16 protein-coding genes and 1 pseudogene are annotated in these 15797 nt (G+C 71.8%); 5 read left to right on the top strand and 12 right to left on the bottom strand.

Annotation, left to right across the window (positions count from 1 at the left end):
- Positions 1-112: 112 nt before the first annotated feature.
- A pseudogene (locus OG488_RS21645) lies at positions 113-537 on the top strand (Uma2 family endonuclease); the annotation flags it as partial.
- 59 nt (positions 538-596) lie between these two features.
- Here the strand turns inward: OG488_RS21645 and OG488_RS21640 are convergent.
- The 4 genes from OG488_RS21640 to OG488_RS21625 form a co-directional block, all read right to left on the bottom strand.
- The gene (locus OG488_RS21640; protein ID WP_329231566.1) at positions 597-2348 is read right to left on the bottom strand and encodes a GAF domain-containing SpoIIE family protein phosphatase; all 1752 of its coding nucleotides are present in this window, start codon (positions 2346-2348) and stop codon (positions 597-599) included.
- Between the two features lie 88 nt (positions 2349-2436).
- Entirely contained in the window at positions 2437-2991 is a 555-nt protein-coding gene (locus tag OG488_RS21635) for a GNAT family N-acetyltransferase (RefSeq protein WP_329231565.1), read from the bottom strand.
- A gap of 21 nt (positions 2992-3012) precedes the next feature.
- Positions 3013-3843 carry an ABC transporter permease gene (locus OG488_RS21630; protein ID WP_329231563.1) on the bottom strand — a complete coding sequence of 277 codons (831 nt, stop codon included), beginning with the start codon at positions 3841-3843 and terminating at the stop codon, positions 3013-3015.
- Positions 3840-4910, bottom strand: coding sequence for an ATP-binding cassette domain-containing protein (locus OG488_RS21625; protein WP_329231561.1), 1071 nt, complete (start codon positions 4908-4910; stop codon positions 3840-3842). Before OG488_RS21625 ends, OG488_RS21630 begins: the two co-directional genes overlap by 4 nt.
- Before the next feature lie 100 nt (positions 4911-5010).
- Between OG488_RS21625 and OG488_RS21620 the strand changes: the two genes are divergently transcribed.
- Both OG488_RS21620 and OG488_RS21615 read left to right on the top strand, forming a co-directional pair.
- On the top strand, positions 5011-5784 hold the full coding sequence (locus OG488_RS21620) for a TetR/AcrR family transcriptional regulator (RefSeq protein ID WP_329231559.1): 774 nt from the start codon (positions 5011-5013) through the stop codon (positions 5782-5784).
- Between the two features lie 44 nt (positions 5785-5828).
- The gene (locus OG488_RS21615; protein WP_329231557.1) at positions 5829-6230 is read left to right on the top strand and encodes a PPOX class F420-dependent oxidoreductase; all 402 of its coding nucleotides are present in this window, start codon (positions 5829-5831) and stop codon (positions 6228-6230) included.
- 71 nt (positions 6231-6301) lie between these two features.
- Here OG488_RS21615 and OG488_RS21610 read toward each other — a convergent pair whose 3' ends face one another.
- Positions 6302-7150, bottom strand: a complete 849-nt coding sequence (locus tag OG488_RS21610; protein WP_329231556.1) for an oxidoreductase — start codon at positions 7148-7150, stop codon at positions 6302-6304.
- A 106-nt stretch (positions 7151-7256) separates the two neighbouring features.
- On the opposite strand from OG488_RS21610, the gene OG488_RS21605 reads away from it, so the two are divergent.
- Positions 7257-8186: a LysR family transcriptional regulator gene (locus OG488_RS21605; protein WP_329231554.1), complete on the top strand. Its 930-nt coding sequence runs from the start codon at positions 7257-7259 to the stop codon at positions 8184-8186.
- An 85-nt stretch (positions 8187-8271) separates the two neighbouring features.
- On the opposite strand, the gene OG488_RS21600 is transcribed toward OG488_RS21605, so the two are convergent.
- From OG488_RS21600 to OG488_RS21575, 6 genes are all read right to left on the bottom strand, one after another.
- Positions 8272-9063 carry an ABC transporter permease gene (locus OG488_RS21600; protein WP_329231552.1) on the bottom strand — a complete coding sequence of 264 codons (792 nt, stop codon included), beginning with the start codon at positions 9061-9063 and terminating at the stop codon, positions 8272-8274.
- A complete protein-coding gene (locus OG488_RS21595) occupies positions 9060-10064 on the bottom strand; it encodes an ATP-binding cassette domain-containing protein (protein WP_406463882.1) in 1005 nt (334 codons plus the stop codon). Before OG488_RS21595 ends, OG488_RS21600 begins: the two co-directional genes overlap by 4 nt.
- A gap of 76 nt (positions 10065-10140) precedes the next feature.
- The gene (locus tag OG488_RS21590; RefSeq protein WP_329231548.1) at positions 10141-10986 is read right to left on the bottom strand and encodes a DUF4097 family beta strand repeat-containing protein; all 846 of its coding nucleotides are present in this window, start codon (positions 10984-10986) and stop codon (positions 10141-10143) included.
- Between the two features lie 86 nt (positions 10987-11072).
- Positions 11073-11603: a toxin-antitoxin system HicB family antitoxin gene (locus OG488_RS21585; RefSeq protein WP_329231546.1), complete on the bottom strand. Its 531-nt coding sequence runs from the start codon at positions 11601-11603 to the stop codon at positions 11073-11075.
- A gap of 270 nt (positions 11604-11873) precedes the next feature.
- Positions 11874-12542 (bottom strand): histidine phosphatase family protein, encoded by a 669-nt coding sequence (locus tag OG488_RS21580; RefSeq protein ID WP_329231545.1) that lies wholly within the window; start codon positions 12540-12542, stop codon positions 11874-11876.
- A gap of 63 nt (positions 12543-12605) precedes the next feature.
- Complete coding sequence (locus tag OG488_RS21575; protein WP_329231544.1) at positions 12606-13604, bottom strand: WD40 repeat domain-containing protein; 999 nt, start codon at positions 13602-13604, stop codon at positions 12606-12608.
- Between the two features lie 58 nt (positions 13605-13662).
- Between OG488_RS21575 and OG488_RS21570 the strand changes: the two genes are divergently transcribed.
- Positions 13663-14361 (top strand): GDSL-type esterase/lipase family protein, encoded by a 699-nt coding sequence (locus tag OG488_RS21570; RefSeq protein WP_329238895.1) that lies wholly within the window; start codon positions 13663-13665, stop codon positions 14359-14361.
- A gap of 22 nt (positions 14362-14383) precedes the next feature.
- On the opposite strand, the gene OG488_RS21565 is transcribed toward OG488_RS21570, so the two are convergent.
- Positions 14384-15673, bottom strand: coding sequence for an SUKH-4 family immunity protein (locus OG488_RS21565; RefSeq protein ID WP_329231543.1), 1290 nt, complete (start codon positions 15671-15673; stop codon positions 14384-14386).
- Positions 15674-15797: the final 124 nt, after the last annotated feature.

Here is a 15797-nt window from a genome sequence, read left to right as displayed (position 1 = left end):
ACCCTCGGTGTGCGGGGCCGTTCCTGCTTCACTCAGCCGGGTGATGAATCGCCTGCGGGACGAATCCGGGCAGCCCGTCCTACGATGATGTCCTCGACACCAGCCGTTCCAGGAGGGCCCGCTCGACGACGGGGAGACGGCAGTCCTCCAGGCCATCGGTCTGTGGCTGCCCGGCGGGCCCGAGGACTACGCCATCCCGGACCTCGCCGTCGTCGACGCCGACTTCGACGCGCACCTGGTCGGGAACAACTCTACGACCCGGCGGTCTTCCGCCTCGTGCTGGAGGTCACCTCCAGCAACTGGTAGAGCGACCTGCGCAACAAGGTCGCGACGTACGCCGAGGCCAAGATCCCGGTGTACGTGATCCTGGACCGCCGCCATGGCCGCATCCACGTGCTGACGGAGCCCAGCGGCTGCACGTACGACAGCCACGAGGTCTACGCCCCGGGCCAGTCGGCCGCGCTTCCCGCGTCGATCGGTGCGGAGATGGCCCTCGACGTCGCCGAGCTGGTCAAGGCGGGCCGCCCCCGCGCCTGAGGCAGTGCCTTCACCGGGTGCCGGACGTCGTCCGCGCGCATCGACGGGACCACGGGTGCTCACCCCACGTCCTGAGCCCCGGGATCTCCGTCGACCCGGACGACGAGGACCGCCACGTCGTCCCGTTGCGGGACGTCCGCCAGCCCGTGGGAGAGCGCCTCCAGGAGCTGCGGGAGCGGCTCGTCGCCGTGTGCCGCCAGGACGGCCGCCGTCTGCTGGATGCTCACGTCGATGTCGCTGTCACGGCGCTCGACCAGCCCGTCGGTGTACAGCAGGAGCACGCTGCCCGGGGGAAGTTCCTCCGTGTGGTCGTGACGGCCGAGGCTGCTGGCGGCGCCGAGAAGGAGGAGGTCGTGCGCGCGCAGGGCCCGGACACGGCCGTCGGGTGTGCGCAGCAGTGGCGGGGGATGACCGGCGTTGGACCAGGTCAGCCACCAGCGGGCGCCGTCCTGGTCGAGGCGGGCGTGGACCGCGGTGGCGCCGGGGCCGAGGGGCAGCGCGTCGAAGGCCCCGTCGACCGAGGCCAGCGCGGCTGCGGGTGAGTGGGCGGGGTGGCCGAGGGTGGCCTGGCGGAGCATGCTGCGGACCTGGCCCATCACGGCCGCGGCCTGGACGTCGTGGCCGATGATGTCCCCGATGGACAGCATCAGGGCGTGCCCCGTGGCGTCCGGGAGCCCCGGCAGGAGGTAGGCGTCGTACCAGTCGCCGCCCACCATGTCCTGGTCGGTGGCCGGCAGGTACAGGGCGGACATGTCCAGGCCGGGCACGGCCGGAAGGTCCGTCAGCATCGCGGCCTGGAGCCGTTCGGCGGTGCTGAGCCGGTTCTCGACGAACAGGGTGCGTTCCACCGCCTGGCTCACGTACCCCGCGACGGCGGTGAGGGCCGCCTCCTCCGTCACCGCCAGCACATGGGGCTCGGGCCAGCACCACATCAGCACGCCCCGGCTGCCCGCCAGCGGGACGCACAGCACGGAGCGGAGCCCCAGCGAGTCGTACCCCGCCACGGCTTCGGCGCTGTATCCGGCCTCAAGGGTCTCGTGGTCCGGGACGAAGACGGTGCGCTGTTCGCGCATGGCCAGGGTGCTGGGGTAGCCGGCGTCCAGGTCCAGCCGGTCGATGGCGACCTCCACCGGCCGTACGTCGTCGGGGTCGACCACGCGCCGCAGTCCCTGGCCGTCCGCGAGCAGCAGGCCCACGAAGGACGGGTCCGAGGGGCCGCGGAAGAGGCTGCGCAGGCGGCGGGTGAGGTCGGTGAGGCCACGGGAGTGGCCCAGCTCCACGGAGGCGCGCAGCAGGAGGTCGGCGTGGTCGCGGTCCTGCCGGATCTGTTCCGAGGCGATCCGCAGGCGCAGTTCCACCGAGCAGGCGGCGGTGAGGTCCCCGAGGTCCTGCAGTTCGCCCTCGGTCCACTTCCGCGGCTTGTGGTCGATGGCGCAGAGGGAGCCGAGGACGTGCCCGTCGGCGTCGGTCAGCGGCATCCCGGCGTAGGCGATCACCTGGAGGTCCGGGATGGCCAGGCTGGCGCAGGTGCGCGGGTGCACCCGCGTGTCCTCCAGGATCAGCGGGCGGCCGTCCACGACGACGTGCTGGCAGAAGGAGTGGCTCAGAGGGGTCTCGCGCCGCCCGGCCCAGGGCTCGGCGAGTCCGACCATGCCGGGGAAGACCTGCCGGTCGGCCTCCAGCAGCGAGACCAGGGACACGGGGACGCGGAGGAAGCGGGTGACCAGCCTCGCGAACCGGTCCATGCCCGGATCGGCCGCCGCGGTGAGCCCCGCGAGCCGCAGGGCTTCCAACCTCCCCAGTTCGCCCACCCCAGGGCCTCCGTCGATCGCTTGGCAGGCTGCGGCCTCGTGTACCGCCTACCAATGAAGGTATAAGACAATTCCTGCCATGTCGTGATCAGGAACCGTTACCGGAGGCCATCGGGCGTTCCGCCCCCGTCCTCCCGGGCTCGTCCCGCCGCCACCGCACCTCGCCGTCCGCCCGCTCGTCCGTCGGCAGGAGCCCCGCGGCGGCGGCCACGGCGGCGGAGGCGGCGTGGTCCGGGTGGATGTGGGCGACGACGGTACGGACGGCACCCTGGTCCAGCAGGTGCCGGACCAGCCCCGCCGCGGCTTCCTTCGCGTATCCGTTGCCCTGCCACCGGGTCCCGACCACCCAGGCCACCTCCGCCCGTGCCCCGCGCACGGTGGCCTGCACGTACCCGGTCAGGTACCCCTCGGTACGCAGGCGCAGCACCCAGTTCCACCAGAGCTCGGCGGGGTCGGGCGAGCCGGCGCTCTGGCGCTGGTAGCGGGCGCGCAGGGCGCCGGCGTCCTCCGGGGCGCCTCCGGTGTACGTGTGGAGGGCGGGGTCGAAGAGGACAGCGGCCATCTCCTCCGCGTGTCCGACGTCGAGCGGGATCGCGTCGAGGCGGGGAGTGGAGAAGGGTTCGGGGGCACCGTCGGCCTGCATGGGCGGGAGCCTACGCGCCGGTCAGCGGCTGAGCCGCCGGAATCTGCGTACGGCGAGCGGCAGGAAGAGCAGGGTGATGACCAGCGGCCACACCACCGCCATCAGCAGCGCGTGCTCCTCGACCCAGGTACCTCCGTTCGCCACCGGATTGCCGAACAGCTGCCGGGCGGCGGTGACGGTGGAGGAGACCGGGTTCCAGGCGGCGACCGCGCCCAGCCAGTCCGGCATGAGCGAGGGGGCGACGAGGGCGCTGGAGATCATCGTGACCGGGAAGGCGACGGCGTACAGACCGCCGGCCGACTCGGCGTTCGGGACGACCAGCCCCAGCCAGACGCCCACCCAGATCAGGCTGAACCGCAGGAGCAGCAGGAGCCCGAACGCGCCCACCGCCTCCAGCGGGGTGCCGCCCGCCCGCCAGCCGATCGCGAGCGCCGTGGCCGCCAGGATCGTCAGCTCGGCACAGGCCACCACGAGGTCGGCGGCTCCCCGACCGGTGGCGACGGCGGACGGGGCCATGGGCATGGACCGGAAGCGGTCGATGACGCCCTTGCCCGCGTCGGTGACGACGGCCATGGCGGTGCTCATGAAGCCCATCGTCATGGTGGTGGCGAACATGCCTGGCATGAGGAACGCCCGGTAGTCGCCGCCCCCGGGGACCTTCATGGCGCTGCCGAAGATGTAGCCGTACAGCAGGACGGAGATGATCGGGAAGCCGAGCTGCCAGACGATCGCGAGGGGCTGCCGCTGGTAGTGGGTGAGGCTGCGACGGGTGACGTTCCAGCAGTCGGCGACCGCCCAGTAGGCGCGACTCCGCTCGCGGGCGACGGTGGTGTGCACTCCGAGCGTGGTCATGCGGCGGCCTCCATGCCCTTCACGGTCCCGGCGTCCTGTCCGGTCCCGGCGTCCCTCATGGTCCCGGCGTCCTGTCCGGTCCCGGTGTCCTGCGCCGTCTCCGCTCCGTGTCCCGTCAGCCGCAGGAACACGTCGTCCAGGCTCGGCCTGCGCAGTCCGATGTCCTCGACCGCGATCCCCTCGTCCTGCAGGGTCCGCGCCACCTGGGTCAGCGCGGCCACGCGGTCGGCGACCTGGGCGTGCACGCGCCGGTCCGGCGCCTCCGTCACCACCGGTCCGCCGCCGGCGACCCGGCCCACGGCCTCCGCCACCGCCGGCAGATCGGCCGGCTCGACGACGACGACCTCGATCCGGTCACCGCCGACCCGGTCCTTGAGCCGGTCCGGACTGTCGTCCGCGATCGCCCTCCCCCGGTCGATGACCGTGATCTGCGAGGCGAGCCTGTCCGCCTCGTCGAGGTACTGCGTCGTCAGCAGCACCGTCGTGCCGCCGGCCACGAGCGCCCGCACGGCGTCCCAGACCTCACCGCGGCTCCGGGGGTCGAGCCCGGTCGTGGGCTCGTCCAGGAACAGCACCGCGGGCGCGAGGATCATCGAGGCGGCAAGATCGAGCCGCCGCCGCATGCCTCCGCTGTACTCCCTGACCCCCTTTCCCGCGGCGTCCACCAGGTCGAACCGCTCCAGCAGCTCACCGGCCCGCCGCCGGGCCCCGCCGCCGCCCAGATGGAAGAGGCGGCCGAACATCTCCAGGTTCTGCCGGCCGGTGAGCACCTCGTCCACGGCGGCGTACTGCCCGGCGAGCCCGATCCGGCTCCGTACGCGGTGCGGTTCGCGCGCCACGTCCAGACCGGCGACCTCCGCCCTGCCCCCGTCGAACCGCAGCAGGGTGGCGAGCACCCGTACGGCGGTGGTCTTGCCCGCACCGTTCGGCCCGAGCAGCCCGTGCACGGTCCCCGGCCGGACGGCCAGGTCGAACTCGTCGAGGGCGTACGTCTCCGGGGCCCCCTTCCTCGCCCCGTACCTCTTCACCACTCTCTCGGCCAGCACGGCATATCCGGACGCGGACATGGCACCCACTCCCCTTCCAGGTCACCCAGCAACTGGGTACACCGTACCCGAATACGAGTACACCGTACCCAGTTTCATGGCGGAGGCTTACCCTGAGGCCATGACGAAGAGCGGACCGGCAGACGGCACCACCACCGGGAGTGGCGACATCGCCCGCAGTCTGGAGCTCCTCTGGGGCACCGGCGAGCGCCCCAGCCGCGGCCCCAAGCCGGGCCTCACGCTCGACCGGATCATCACCACGGCCGTCGGCGTCGCCGACGCGGAGGGCCTCGACGCCCTCTCGATGCGCCGGCTGTCCACGGAGCTCGGCACCGGCACGATGACGCTCTACCGGTACGTCCCCGGCAAGGCGGAGCTGCTCGACCTGATGCTGGACCGCGTCCAGGGCGAGCCGCTCACAGTGGACGCCTCGGAGGTGCCCGGGGACTGGCGGGTGGCGGTCGACGTCATGGCCCACACCTACCGGGCCACCCTCCGGGCCCACCCCTGGCTCCTCAAGATCAACCAGGCTCGCACGGTCCTCGGGCCGAGCGCCCTGCGCGGCCTCGAACTGGCCCTGACCGGGCTCCGGGGGATGGGCCTCACCGACCCGGAACTGATCGGCGTGATCATCACGGTGAACAGCTTCGTGGAGGGCCTCGCCCGCACCGAGACCCACGCCGCGGAGGCCGCCAGGGAGACGGGCCTCAGCGACGCCGCCTTCTGGGAGGGCCAGCGCCCCTACCTGGAGCGGGCCATGCTGAGCGGTGGCTATCCGCGCATGGCCGCCCTGTCGGAGGACGCGTTCGGGAGCGACTTCGACCACTTCGCGTTCGGCCTCGGCCGCATCGTCGACGGCCTGGAGGCCCTGGTCCGGAAGCGTGCGGGAGTGTAGAACGAAAGGCCCGGATCATCCCGTTTTCATGCACCATGGAATACATGGAGACGATCCGTGAGCTAGAGCCTTTCGTGAAGCAGTACACCGTCCTGCTCAGCAGCCGCAGGCCGGACGGATCAGCTGCCCGTACGCCGGTCAGCATCGCCGTGGAGGGCGACCACGCCTACATCCGCACGTTCTCCTCGGCCTGGAAGGTCGACCGGATGCGGAACCACCCGGTGGTGGAGATCGCCCCGTGCACCGTCCGGGGTGCGCCGACGGGACCGCCCGTGAAGGCCTGGGCGCGGCTCCTGCAGGAGGGATCGAAGGAGGACACCCACGCCTCCCGGACGATGTCCAGGAAGTACCCGGCCCTCCAGGGCGTGGCGGTCCCGCTCGCCCACCGGCTGAAGCGCGACCACACGCTCCACTACGAACTGCGGCCGGTCACCGACGAGATCTGAGCCGATCGGGCGGGGCGTGCGGGTGCGGCGCGCCCACACACCCCGGCCGTCGGAGTCGCTCGCTGTCGGGGTCACTCGCTGTCGAAGTCCGTGCCCCGGGAGACCTTCTCCCACTCCGTGAGTTCCGCCCGGACCGAGTCCAGGTGCCCGACGAGGGCGTCGACTGCGTCCCCGCCGAGGGGCAGTCGCAGGGGCGTGCGCTCCGCCTCCAGGGCCTGGCGGATCGCAGCCGCCGCCTTCGCGGGGTCGCCCGGGGCGTCACCGCCGCCGGCCCCCACCACCTGCCGGGTCCGGCCCGCCGTGTCGGCGTACGCGGGGTTCTCCTCGCTGAAGTACGCCGCGCCCTGGCCGAAGAGATTGGTCCTGAAGCTCCCCGGCTCCACGATCAGCACCTTGATCCCGTAGGGCCGGACCTCGTCGGTCAGCCCCTCGGAGAGCTGTTCCAGCGCAGCCTTGGTGGCGCTGTACGCGGAGAAGCCGGCGAACGAGAGCTGGCCGCCCATGCTGCTCATCATGACGACCGACCCGCTGCGCCTCTCCCGCATGCTCGGAAGGAGCGCCCTGGTCAGCCGGGCGGGCCCGAAGACGTGCAGGTCGAAGAGGGCCCGCAGCTCCTGCTCGGTGGTCTCCTCGAACGCACCGACCTGGGTGCGCCCGGCGTTGTTCACCAGGACGTCCACCCTGCCGTAGCGGGCCAGGACATCGGCGGCGACCTCGTCGATCCGCTCGCCGTCGGTGATGTCCAGGGCGACCGCCTCGACCTGGCCGGGGTGGGCGGCGACCAGATCGTCGAGGGCCGAGGTCCGCCGGACCGCCGCGACCACGGTGTCACCGGCGGCGATCGCCGCCTCCGCGAGGGCACGCCCGAAGCCGCTGTTCGCTCCGGTGATCAGCCACACCTTGCCGTCGTTCACGCTCATGATGGTCTCCCTCGCCGTCCGCCGCCCGGGAACCCCCCGCCGGCACGACCCATCCTTCGCCCGGAAGCCGGGGCGCGTCCAAGACCTCCTGTGATAGCCATGGGTTATGGACGTCCACGGGCGCGATCTCCGCTACTTCACAGCCGTGGCCGAGGAGTTGAGCTTCACCCGGGCCGCCGAGCGGCTCTTCGTCTCCCAGCCCGCGCTGAGCAAGCAGATACGGATGCTGGAGAAGCAGGTCGGTGCCGAACTCTTCGACCGGGACCGGCGCACCGTCCGGCTGACCACCGTGGGAGAGGCGCTGCTGCCGCACGCTCGGGCGGTGCTGGCGGCCTGGGAGGCGGCGGAGGCGGCCCTGGAAGCCGCGAAGGACTCCGAGCGGGGAACCCTCACGGTGGGGATGTCCACCAGTCCCGGGCGTGGGCTGCTCCCCGCCCTGCGGGCCCGTCTCACCGCCCGCTTCCCGTCGGCCCGCCCGGTTCTGCGGCAGGTCAACTGGGCTGACGGGAGCGCGGGGTTGGCGGACGGCTCGTGCGATGTGGCGTTCGTCTGGCTTCCCTTGCCCGACGCCGAGCGCTACCGCTGGGTGGTGGTGGCGCAGGAGCCGAGACTGATCGCGCTGCCGGACGACCACCCGCTCGCGGCGCGGGCGTCCGATGACCCGGAGGGGACGGCCGACTTCGCGGACTTCCTGGACGAACCCTTCCTCTCCCTGCCTCCGGAATCCGGACCGATGCGGGACTACTGGCTGGCCCTGGACGCCCGGGGCGGCCGGGAGCCGCGGATCGGCGGAGTGGTCGGCAGCGCGGAGGAGGCCCACGAGGCCGTGGCCAACGGCGAGGGCGTGGCACTGCTGGCCTCCGGGAACGCCCCGCTGATCGCCCGGGACAACGTCGTCTGCCTGCCGGTCCGCGGGGTCAGCCCGTCGCAGCTGGCGGTGGCGGCGCGCCGCGACGACGAACGGCCGCTGGTCCGCGCCTATCTGGCCGGGGCGCGGGAGCTGGCCGCCGGTACGGGACCACACACCGGCCGGTGACCGGCGTCCTCGCACACGGACGGGACGGCGTACGCCGGCGGGTGTGCCGGGGTACGCCGTCCTCGATCGGGACGAGCCTTCCGTCCTACTTCGGGTCGCGCTTGAACATCGAGGTCGACCAGTAGTAGCCGAGTCCGGTCAGGGCGACGGTCCAGGCGAGGGCGAGCCAGCCGTTGTGGCCGATCTCGGTGCCCAGGAGGAGGCCGCGGAGGGTTTCGATGGCGGGGGTGAAGGGCTGGTACTCGGCGATCGGCCGGAACCAGCCGGGCATGGCGTCGACCGGGGTGAAGGCGCTGGAGATGAGGGGCAGCAGGATCAGCGGCATCGCGCTGTTGCCGGCCGCCTCCACGTTCGGACTGGCCATGCCCATCCCGACCGCGATCCAGGTCAGGGCGAGGGCGAAGAGGGCGAGGAGCCCGAAGGCTGCCAGCCACTCCAGAGCGGTGGCGTCCACGGAGCGGAAGCCGATGGCCACGCCGACGGCTCCCACGAGGACGACGGCGGCGATGGACTGCAGGACGCTGCCGAGGACGTGCCCGATGAGCACCGACCCGCGGTGGATCGCCATCGTCCGGAAGCGGGCGATGATCCCCTCCGTCATGTCCATCGAGACGGACACCGCGGCCCCGACGACGGCGCTGCCGATGGTCATCAGCAGGATGCCCGGGACGATGTACGCGATGTAGTCGGAGCGGTCCGCACCGCCTCCGCCGATGCCGGCGCTCATGACGTCGCCGAAGATGTAGACGAAGAGCAGCAGGAGCATGACCGGGGTGAGCAGCAGGTTCAGGGTCATCGACGGGTAGCGGCGGGCGTGCAGGAGGTTGCGGCGCAGCATCGTGGTGGAGTCACGCACGGCGAGGGAGAGGGTGCTCATCGGACATCCGCCTTCGGCTGGTTCGGCTGGCTCGGCTGGTTGTGGTCGTCGGTGGTGCCGGTGAGGGCGAAGAAGACGTCGTCGAGGTCGGGGGTGTGGACGGTCAGCTCGTCGGCCTCGATGCCGGCGCTGTCCAACCAGTCCAGGATGGAGCGCAGTTCGCGCTGGCTGCCGTCGCTGGGGATGCGTACGGTGAGGGATTCGTCGTCGCCGGTGGCCTCGTTCAGCGTGGTGGTGGCGGAGCGGTAGGCGGCGGGGTCGGTGAAGCGGAGGCGGACGTGTCCGCCGGGGACGAGCCGCTTGAGCTGGTCGGCACTGCCTTCGGCGGCGATGCGGCCGTCGTGGAGGACGGCGATGTGGTCGGCGAGTTCGTCGGCCTCCTCCAGGTACTGCGTGGTCAGGAAGACGGTGACCCCGTCGGTGACGAGCTCGCGGATGATGCCCCACATGGTGTGACGGGCCCGGGGGTCGAGCCCGGTGGTGGGCTCGTCGAGGAAGATGATCCGGGGGCCGCCCACCAGCGTCATCGCGATGTCCAGTCGCCGCTTCATACCGCCGGAGTAGCTCGCGGCCGGCTTCTTCGCCGCCTCCACCAGATCGAAGCGCTCCAGGAGCTCCGCGGTCACCCGCCGCCCCTCCGCCTTCGACAGGTGGTGCAGGTCCGCCATGAGGAGCATGTTCTCCTCACCCGTGATCAGCCCGTCCACCGCCGAGAACTGACCCGTCACACCGATCACACTGCGCACCGCCTCAGGCGAGGCGGCCACGTCGTGGCCTCCGACCTGGGCCTGACCACCGCTCCCGGAGATCAGCGTGGACAGGATCTTCACGACCGTCGTCTTACCGGCACCGTTCGGCCCCAGCAGCGCGAAGACCGACCCCGCGGGAATCCGCAGATCGACGCCGTCCAGGACCGTCTTGTCACCGTAGGACTTCCGCAGCCCGACCGCGGAGACGGCGACGGACGACGGCTGGACATCACCTTGACTAGGCATGGGCATGACAGAAAAAGGCATGGAGTCCTCCGTTTGAAGGCTGAGGTGGGCGGGAGCGCGCTGGTCTTCGGAGAGGTGGTGCTCAGGGCTTGGCGCGGCGGATCTCGATGTTGCCGAAGCGGGTACGGGCCTTGACCTCGACGGTGTCCTCGGACGACTCCGGGCTCTCGGAAGCGGTGAGCGCGTTGTGCACCTGGCCGGAGCCCGAGCCGGCGTCGATCCAGGCGGCCGTGCCCTCACGGATGCCGATCTCGATGGCCCCGTAGGAGGTCTCCAGCTGGACGGTTCCGCGGGCGACGTCACCGACGCGCAGGGTGCCGTGGGCGGTGGTGGCGGAGACCGAGGCCTCGGCGCGCTCGATGTGGATGTCTCCGTTGGCGCCACGGACGCGCAGGTCCCCCAGGGCCTCGCCGATGATCGTGGTGCCGTGCGAGTTCTTCAGGACGGCCGTGCCCTCGATGGTGCCGACGCGCATGCTGCCGGAGCTGGTGGTGATCTCGGCGGACCCCGCGACGTGCTCCACGGTGATGCTGCCGTGGGACGCGGTCAGGTGCAGCGGCCCGGTGGTGTCGAGGCGGACGTCGCCCGACGAGGTCTTCACTCGGACGTCGCCGAGCCGGCCCTCGCCGTACACCTGGGCCCAGGCCCCGGTCATCTCCACCTTCGACCCGGCGGGCAGCTCGACCGCCACGTCGACGGTGCCGGTACGCCCGACGAGATAGCGCTGCTTGGGGGTCCTGAGGGTCAGCAGGCCGTTCGCGCAGTGCACTTCGGTCTGCTCGGCGGCCCGCACGTCTTGGTCCTTCTTCGGGTCACGGGGCCGTACCTCGACGAGCGTGTCGAGACGGTCGGTGGCGATGAGGCGGATGGATCCGGCCTCCACGTGGGCGGTGACCGAGATCGCTGCGGGGGTGTCGAAAGAAGGCATGGCTGTCCCGTCCTCTTGGGTCTTCGCGGCGTCCCTGCCTACGGGACGTGGTGTGGGTGAAGTGGTGCGGGGTGGGCGCGGCCCGGCTAGCGCACCCAGCCGGTGAAGCTCTGTCCGACGGTGCGGGTGGCACGGGTCTTCTCCGCCGTACGCGACGGGTGGCCGCCGTCGACCGCGGCCGACACGGCCCGCACCAGCCACGCGTTGACCGACAGGCCCTCGCTGTTCGCGGCCTCCTCGGCGCGCGCCTTGAGGTGGGCGGGAAGGCGCAGGTTGACGCGGGCGGTGCCGCCGTCGTCACTGTCGGCCGGCGCCGGGGTCGGCGCCTTGAGCGGCTCGGCCGGACGCTCGGCCGCCTCGTACGCCTCGGCGCCGGCCGGCCGCGTCACCACGAAGTCGGGGTCGAGCCCGCGCAGCCGGACGTCGACGGAGCCGGGGGCGAGCTCGCGGGTGATCTCGTCCATCGCGGCGGAGAGCACGTTGAGCATCGTCAGGCGGGTCGCCGACTCCAGTGGAGCGGTGAGCCGCTCGGCCAGCTCGCGGGCTTCTTCTCCGCCGGCTTCGGCGGCCACCGCGAGTTCACGGCGGAGGGTGTCGACATACGGCGTGAGGTCCATGACGCCATCATGGCACCACAATGGCGCCACACGCAAGCCCCCGCGACGACCACCTGGGGACCGACCTGCACTCAACGGCCCTGACCTGCGAAAACGAGCCGACTACGCGGCGCGCCAAGGCGGTGCCACGCGGAAACACGAGGTTCCAGACACCCCCAATGGCACCTCGTGGCACCTTGTGGCGCCACATGGAGCTCCGCGGTGCCACATGACGCCATGCAGTGCCACGCAGAGCCCCCATGGCGCCCCGCACGGTCCGGGCGAGGGGCCCTAGCCCTCGACGCCCTCGACCGCCTCCCCCGCGGGTCCGCTCGACCCGGTCCCGCTGTCCTCGGCGCCGACCGCACGTCCCTCCCAGTGGAGGACGCTCCAGCCCTCGTCCGGAGAGCCGGAGAGGATGACGACGCCGGTGTTCCGCAGCTCGCGAGCGGACGCGTAGGGGATGTCGACGTTCTCGGCGCGGGCCGCCGACCACATGCGGATGGCGGCGCCGTGGCTGACCATCGCCACGGTCCCGGCCCCGGTGCCCGCGGCCTCCTCGACGACGGCGTCGAAGCGGCGCAAGGCCTCCACGCCGTTCTCCCCGCCCGGCATGCGGAGCGCGGTGTCCCCCGCCGCCCAGGCGAAGACCGTGGTCATGTACGTCTCGATGGCCTGGTCGTCCCCGCACTTCTCGAGGTCGCCGGCGGACAGCTCCCTGATGCCGTCTCGGACCCGGACCTCCAGCCCCGTCCGTGCCGCCAGGGGCGCCACGGTGAGCTGGGTGCGGAGCAGCGTCGAGGCGTAGAGGGCCTCGATCCTCTCCCCCGCGAGGGCGTCCGGGAGAGCGGCTGCCTGCTCCTGCCCCAGGGGGGTCAGGGCCGCGCCGGGCTCGGCGGTGTCCAGGACGCGCTTGACGTTGGAAGGGGTCTGACCGTGGCGTATGAGCAGCAGCCGCATGAGGGGATCGGTCTCCGGGAGGCAGATGGGTCGGACTTCCACTGTGCCACTGCGGGCACCGTCCTAGCCTCGGCGGCGCTTGGCCGCGAGCAGGGCCAGCACGATGACGACGACGGCCACGACACCCCCGGTCGCGGTGCCCTTGCCGGGACCGCCCTCGTCCCCGTCACCCCCGGGCGTCGTCCCGCCGCCCCCGCCGTTCGGGGAGGGTGTCCTGCCGCCCTCGCCGTCGCCGCCGCCCTCCACGTCCACGCGGACGACCTCGCTGTTCTCCCCCTCGGAGCCGAACATCATGGCGGAGCCGTCCGCCGTGTACGTCACCGACTCGGACTGCCCCTGGAGCGGCACGCTCACCGCGTGGTCGGCACCGAGCCTGCCGCCTTCGAAGGCGTAGCCCCGGGCGCTGAAGTACGAGCGGAAGACCACGTTCCTGCCGTCCGGCGAGAACGCCCCGTCCGTCACCCACGGCACCTCACCGACCCGCCGGAACACGTTGTTCCCGCCGGTCGTGAGCTTCTGGGGGCCCTCGTAGAGACCGCCGCCGTCCTCGTTCTTCGAGGCGATGTAGACCCGCCCGGACTTCGGATGGACCATCATCGCCTCGGCGTTGCGCGCCCCGTCCGCGTACGTCACGTCGAACTGCGTCGCCCGCACCGTGGCGTCCGCGAGGCGCTTCGGTTCGGGGAAGCGGTAGATCCAGACGTGGTCCCAGGAGCCGTCGAGGTTGTCGCCGATGTCACCGACGTACAGGTTCCCGTCGGGGCCGAGGGAGATCGCCTCCACGTCCCGGGGCTCCCCCACCCCCTTCATGGTGATCGTCGCCACGGTCTTCCCCGTGCGGGAGTCGACGGCGTAGACGTACGGGCCGTCCTCGCTGTCGTTGTGCGTCCAGTAGACGCCCGGGTGGATGCGGCTGGCGGCGAGCCCGCTGGACTCGGTGATCCGGGGGTCCTCGATCGTGAAGGTCCTGTCCGCCCCGTCCCCGTCGTCCGCGACGGCGGGCACCGCCCCCGTCAGGAACAGGAGGGCAGCGGCGGCGGAGACGGTCAGCAGCGATCTCATCCCACAAGTGTCCACTGTCACGTCGCAGGCCGGAGTGGTGATCCGCCATGATGTCGCCATGCGTTTTCTCTTCGTCGGTGACTCCATGACCATCGGGCGTTCCGGCGACTTCACCTGGCGCTACCGCATGTGGCAGCACCTCCGGGCGACCCTGGGCGACGGCGGCTACGCGATCACGGGCCCGCGTGCCGAGTTGTACGACACCGAGGCCGGCGCCCCGCTCTCCCACGCCTACGGCGACCCGGACTTCCCCGCGCCCGCACGCCGTCACCTGGCGGGCTGGGGCGAGGGCTGGCTCCACATGGCGCCCGTCATCGCGGACACGGTGACGGCGACCCGCGCCGACGTCCTGCTGGTCTCGCTCGGCCTGATAGACCTCGGCTTCTACACCGACAGCGGTCAGACGGCGGTGAACGTACGGGAGTTCATCACCGCGGCCCGCGCTGCGAACCCGCGGATCAGGCTGGTGCTGCTCCCCGTCATACCCAACGTCCGGGCGGAGTCCGACGCCCCCTTCGCCGCCGAGTGCGACCGCTTCAACACGCTGCTCGCGAAGGCGGTGGCCGACCTGGACACCCCCTCGTCCCCGGTCCTGCTGGCCCCGCACCCCGCCGGCTACGACATCCACACGGACACCTACGACGGCACCCACCCCGGCCCCACGGGCGAGCACAAACTGGCCGGGGCCTTCGCCGACGCGATGCACCAGGCCTGGGGCGTGGGCGGCCCGTACGCGGGAGCGCTGGCAGCGGCCTGACCTCGGCCACGGGCCCGCCCTGTCACAGCACTCCGCCCGCCGCGTCGTGGAACACCTCCGGCCAGTAGCGGAAGTCGTCGGGTCCGGTAGTGGGGAGGCAGGCGACGGGGTCGGCCGTGGCGAGCACGGCGATCATCGTCTCCGCGAGCTCGTGGTAGAACTCCCCCGTATCGCCCATGAGTCCGTGCTCCTCCTCCAGTTTCTGCTGCCGGCTGTGCATCCACACGGTGAACGCCAGGGTCGACACGTCGGCGTTGACCGGGGTCACCGTCGAGGTGCCCATGGGCGCGTAGTGGACCTCGCCCGTGCGGCCGTCCACGATGACGTCGAAGTCGTGCATCAGACCGCCGATGACCAGCAGGTGATCCGAGCCGTCCGGCAGCTTCCCGGCGGTACGGAGGTGTGCCGGATCCGGGTTCGCCTCGCTCTCCGCACGGGTGGTGGTCACGGTCTTGAGGAGGTCCTCCGGTTCGTCCAGCCAGAACATCAGCCCGTGCCTGGGCAGCCCGACCTCGGACAGGAACCGCCGGGTCGGCTCGTGCTCCAGCGCGTCGGGCAGATCCGCCGGGGCGGTCCGGACGACCTCCTCAGGCCCGAACTCCGCCTCGATGAAGTCCGGTGGCAGATCGAGGCACAGCCCCCTGCCCGGTGCCCCGATCAGGGTCATGGGCCGGAACAGGGCGGCTATCCGCCAGAACGGCGGCACCCCGCCGTCCCACTCCACGTCCCCCCAGCCGTCCTCGCCCCAGTCCTCGTCCGTGAAGACGGAGAGCAGAAGTGCTGATGCCTCCTCGGTGGCCGCGGGCCCCGTCCGGCCTTGCAGGTGCGCGAACCGGCCGCTGAGTGAGCGCAGTTCGTCGACGGCCGCCAGGAAGCGGCCGAGTGCGTCCAGCGAAGGGGCGAGCGGATGGAGCTCCGCGTGTGCGGGGGCATGCATGTCCAGGCTGAATACCCGGCCCCCCTCCCCGTCCAGGACGACCGCCTGCGACGCGTACACGTCGATCATCAGATGGCCGACGACCACGGTGCCCGCGATGCGCGGATCCAGATCGCCCGGGTCGTACGTCTCCTCGACCAGGTGCACGGCGGTGACCATGCGCGACTCGGCGAGGTAGGGAAACGCCATGATCTCGTGCGCGGCCGGCAGCACGCCGGCGGTGAGCGACCGCCGTGTCGCTCCGTGCGTGATCTCCGGATGAATGGACTCCTCCGGTACCGCCACCGCGATGAACGTCCCCGTCATGACACCCCGTTGCACGTCGTCCGTCGTGGCCTTGCCGACCACCTCCACAGTAAGGACGACCACTGACACCGGGCCCTCGCCCGCACCTGCCCGTGCTCCGGAACCGCCCCCAGCGGCTCCGCGTCCTCCTGACGTACAGGGCCGCATGAGAGACGTCCGGACCGGAGCATGAGCGAGTGGCGAGGAAGCTGGG

This window comes from Streptomyces sp. NBC_01460 (assembly GCF_036227405.1).
GTDB lineage: Bacteria > Actinomycetota > Actinomycetes > Streptomycetales > Streptomycetaceae > Streptomyces.
The sequence above is the reverse complement of the archived record's forward strand: the minus strand, read 5'-3'. Positions and strand labels throughout refer to the sequence as shown.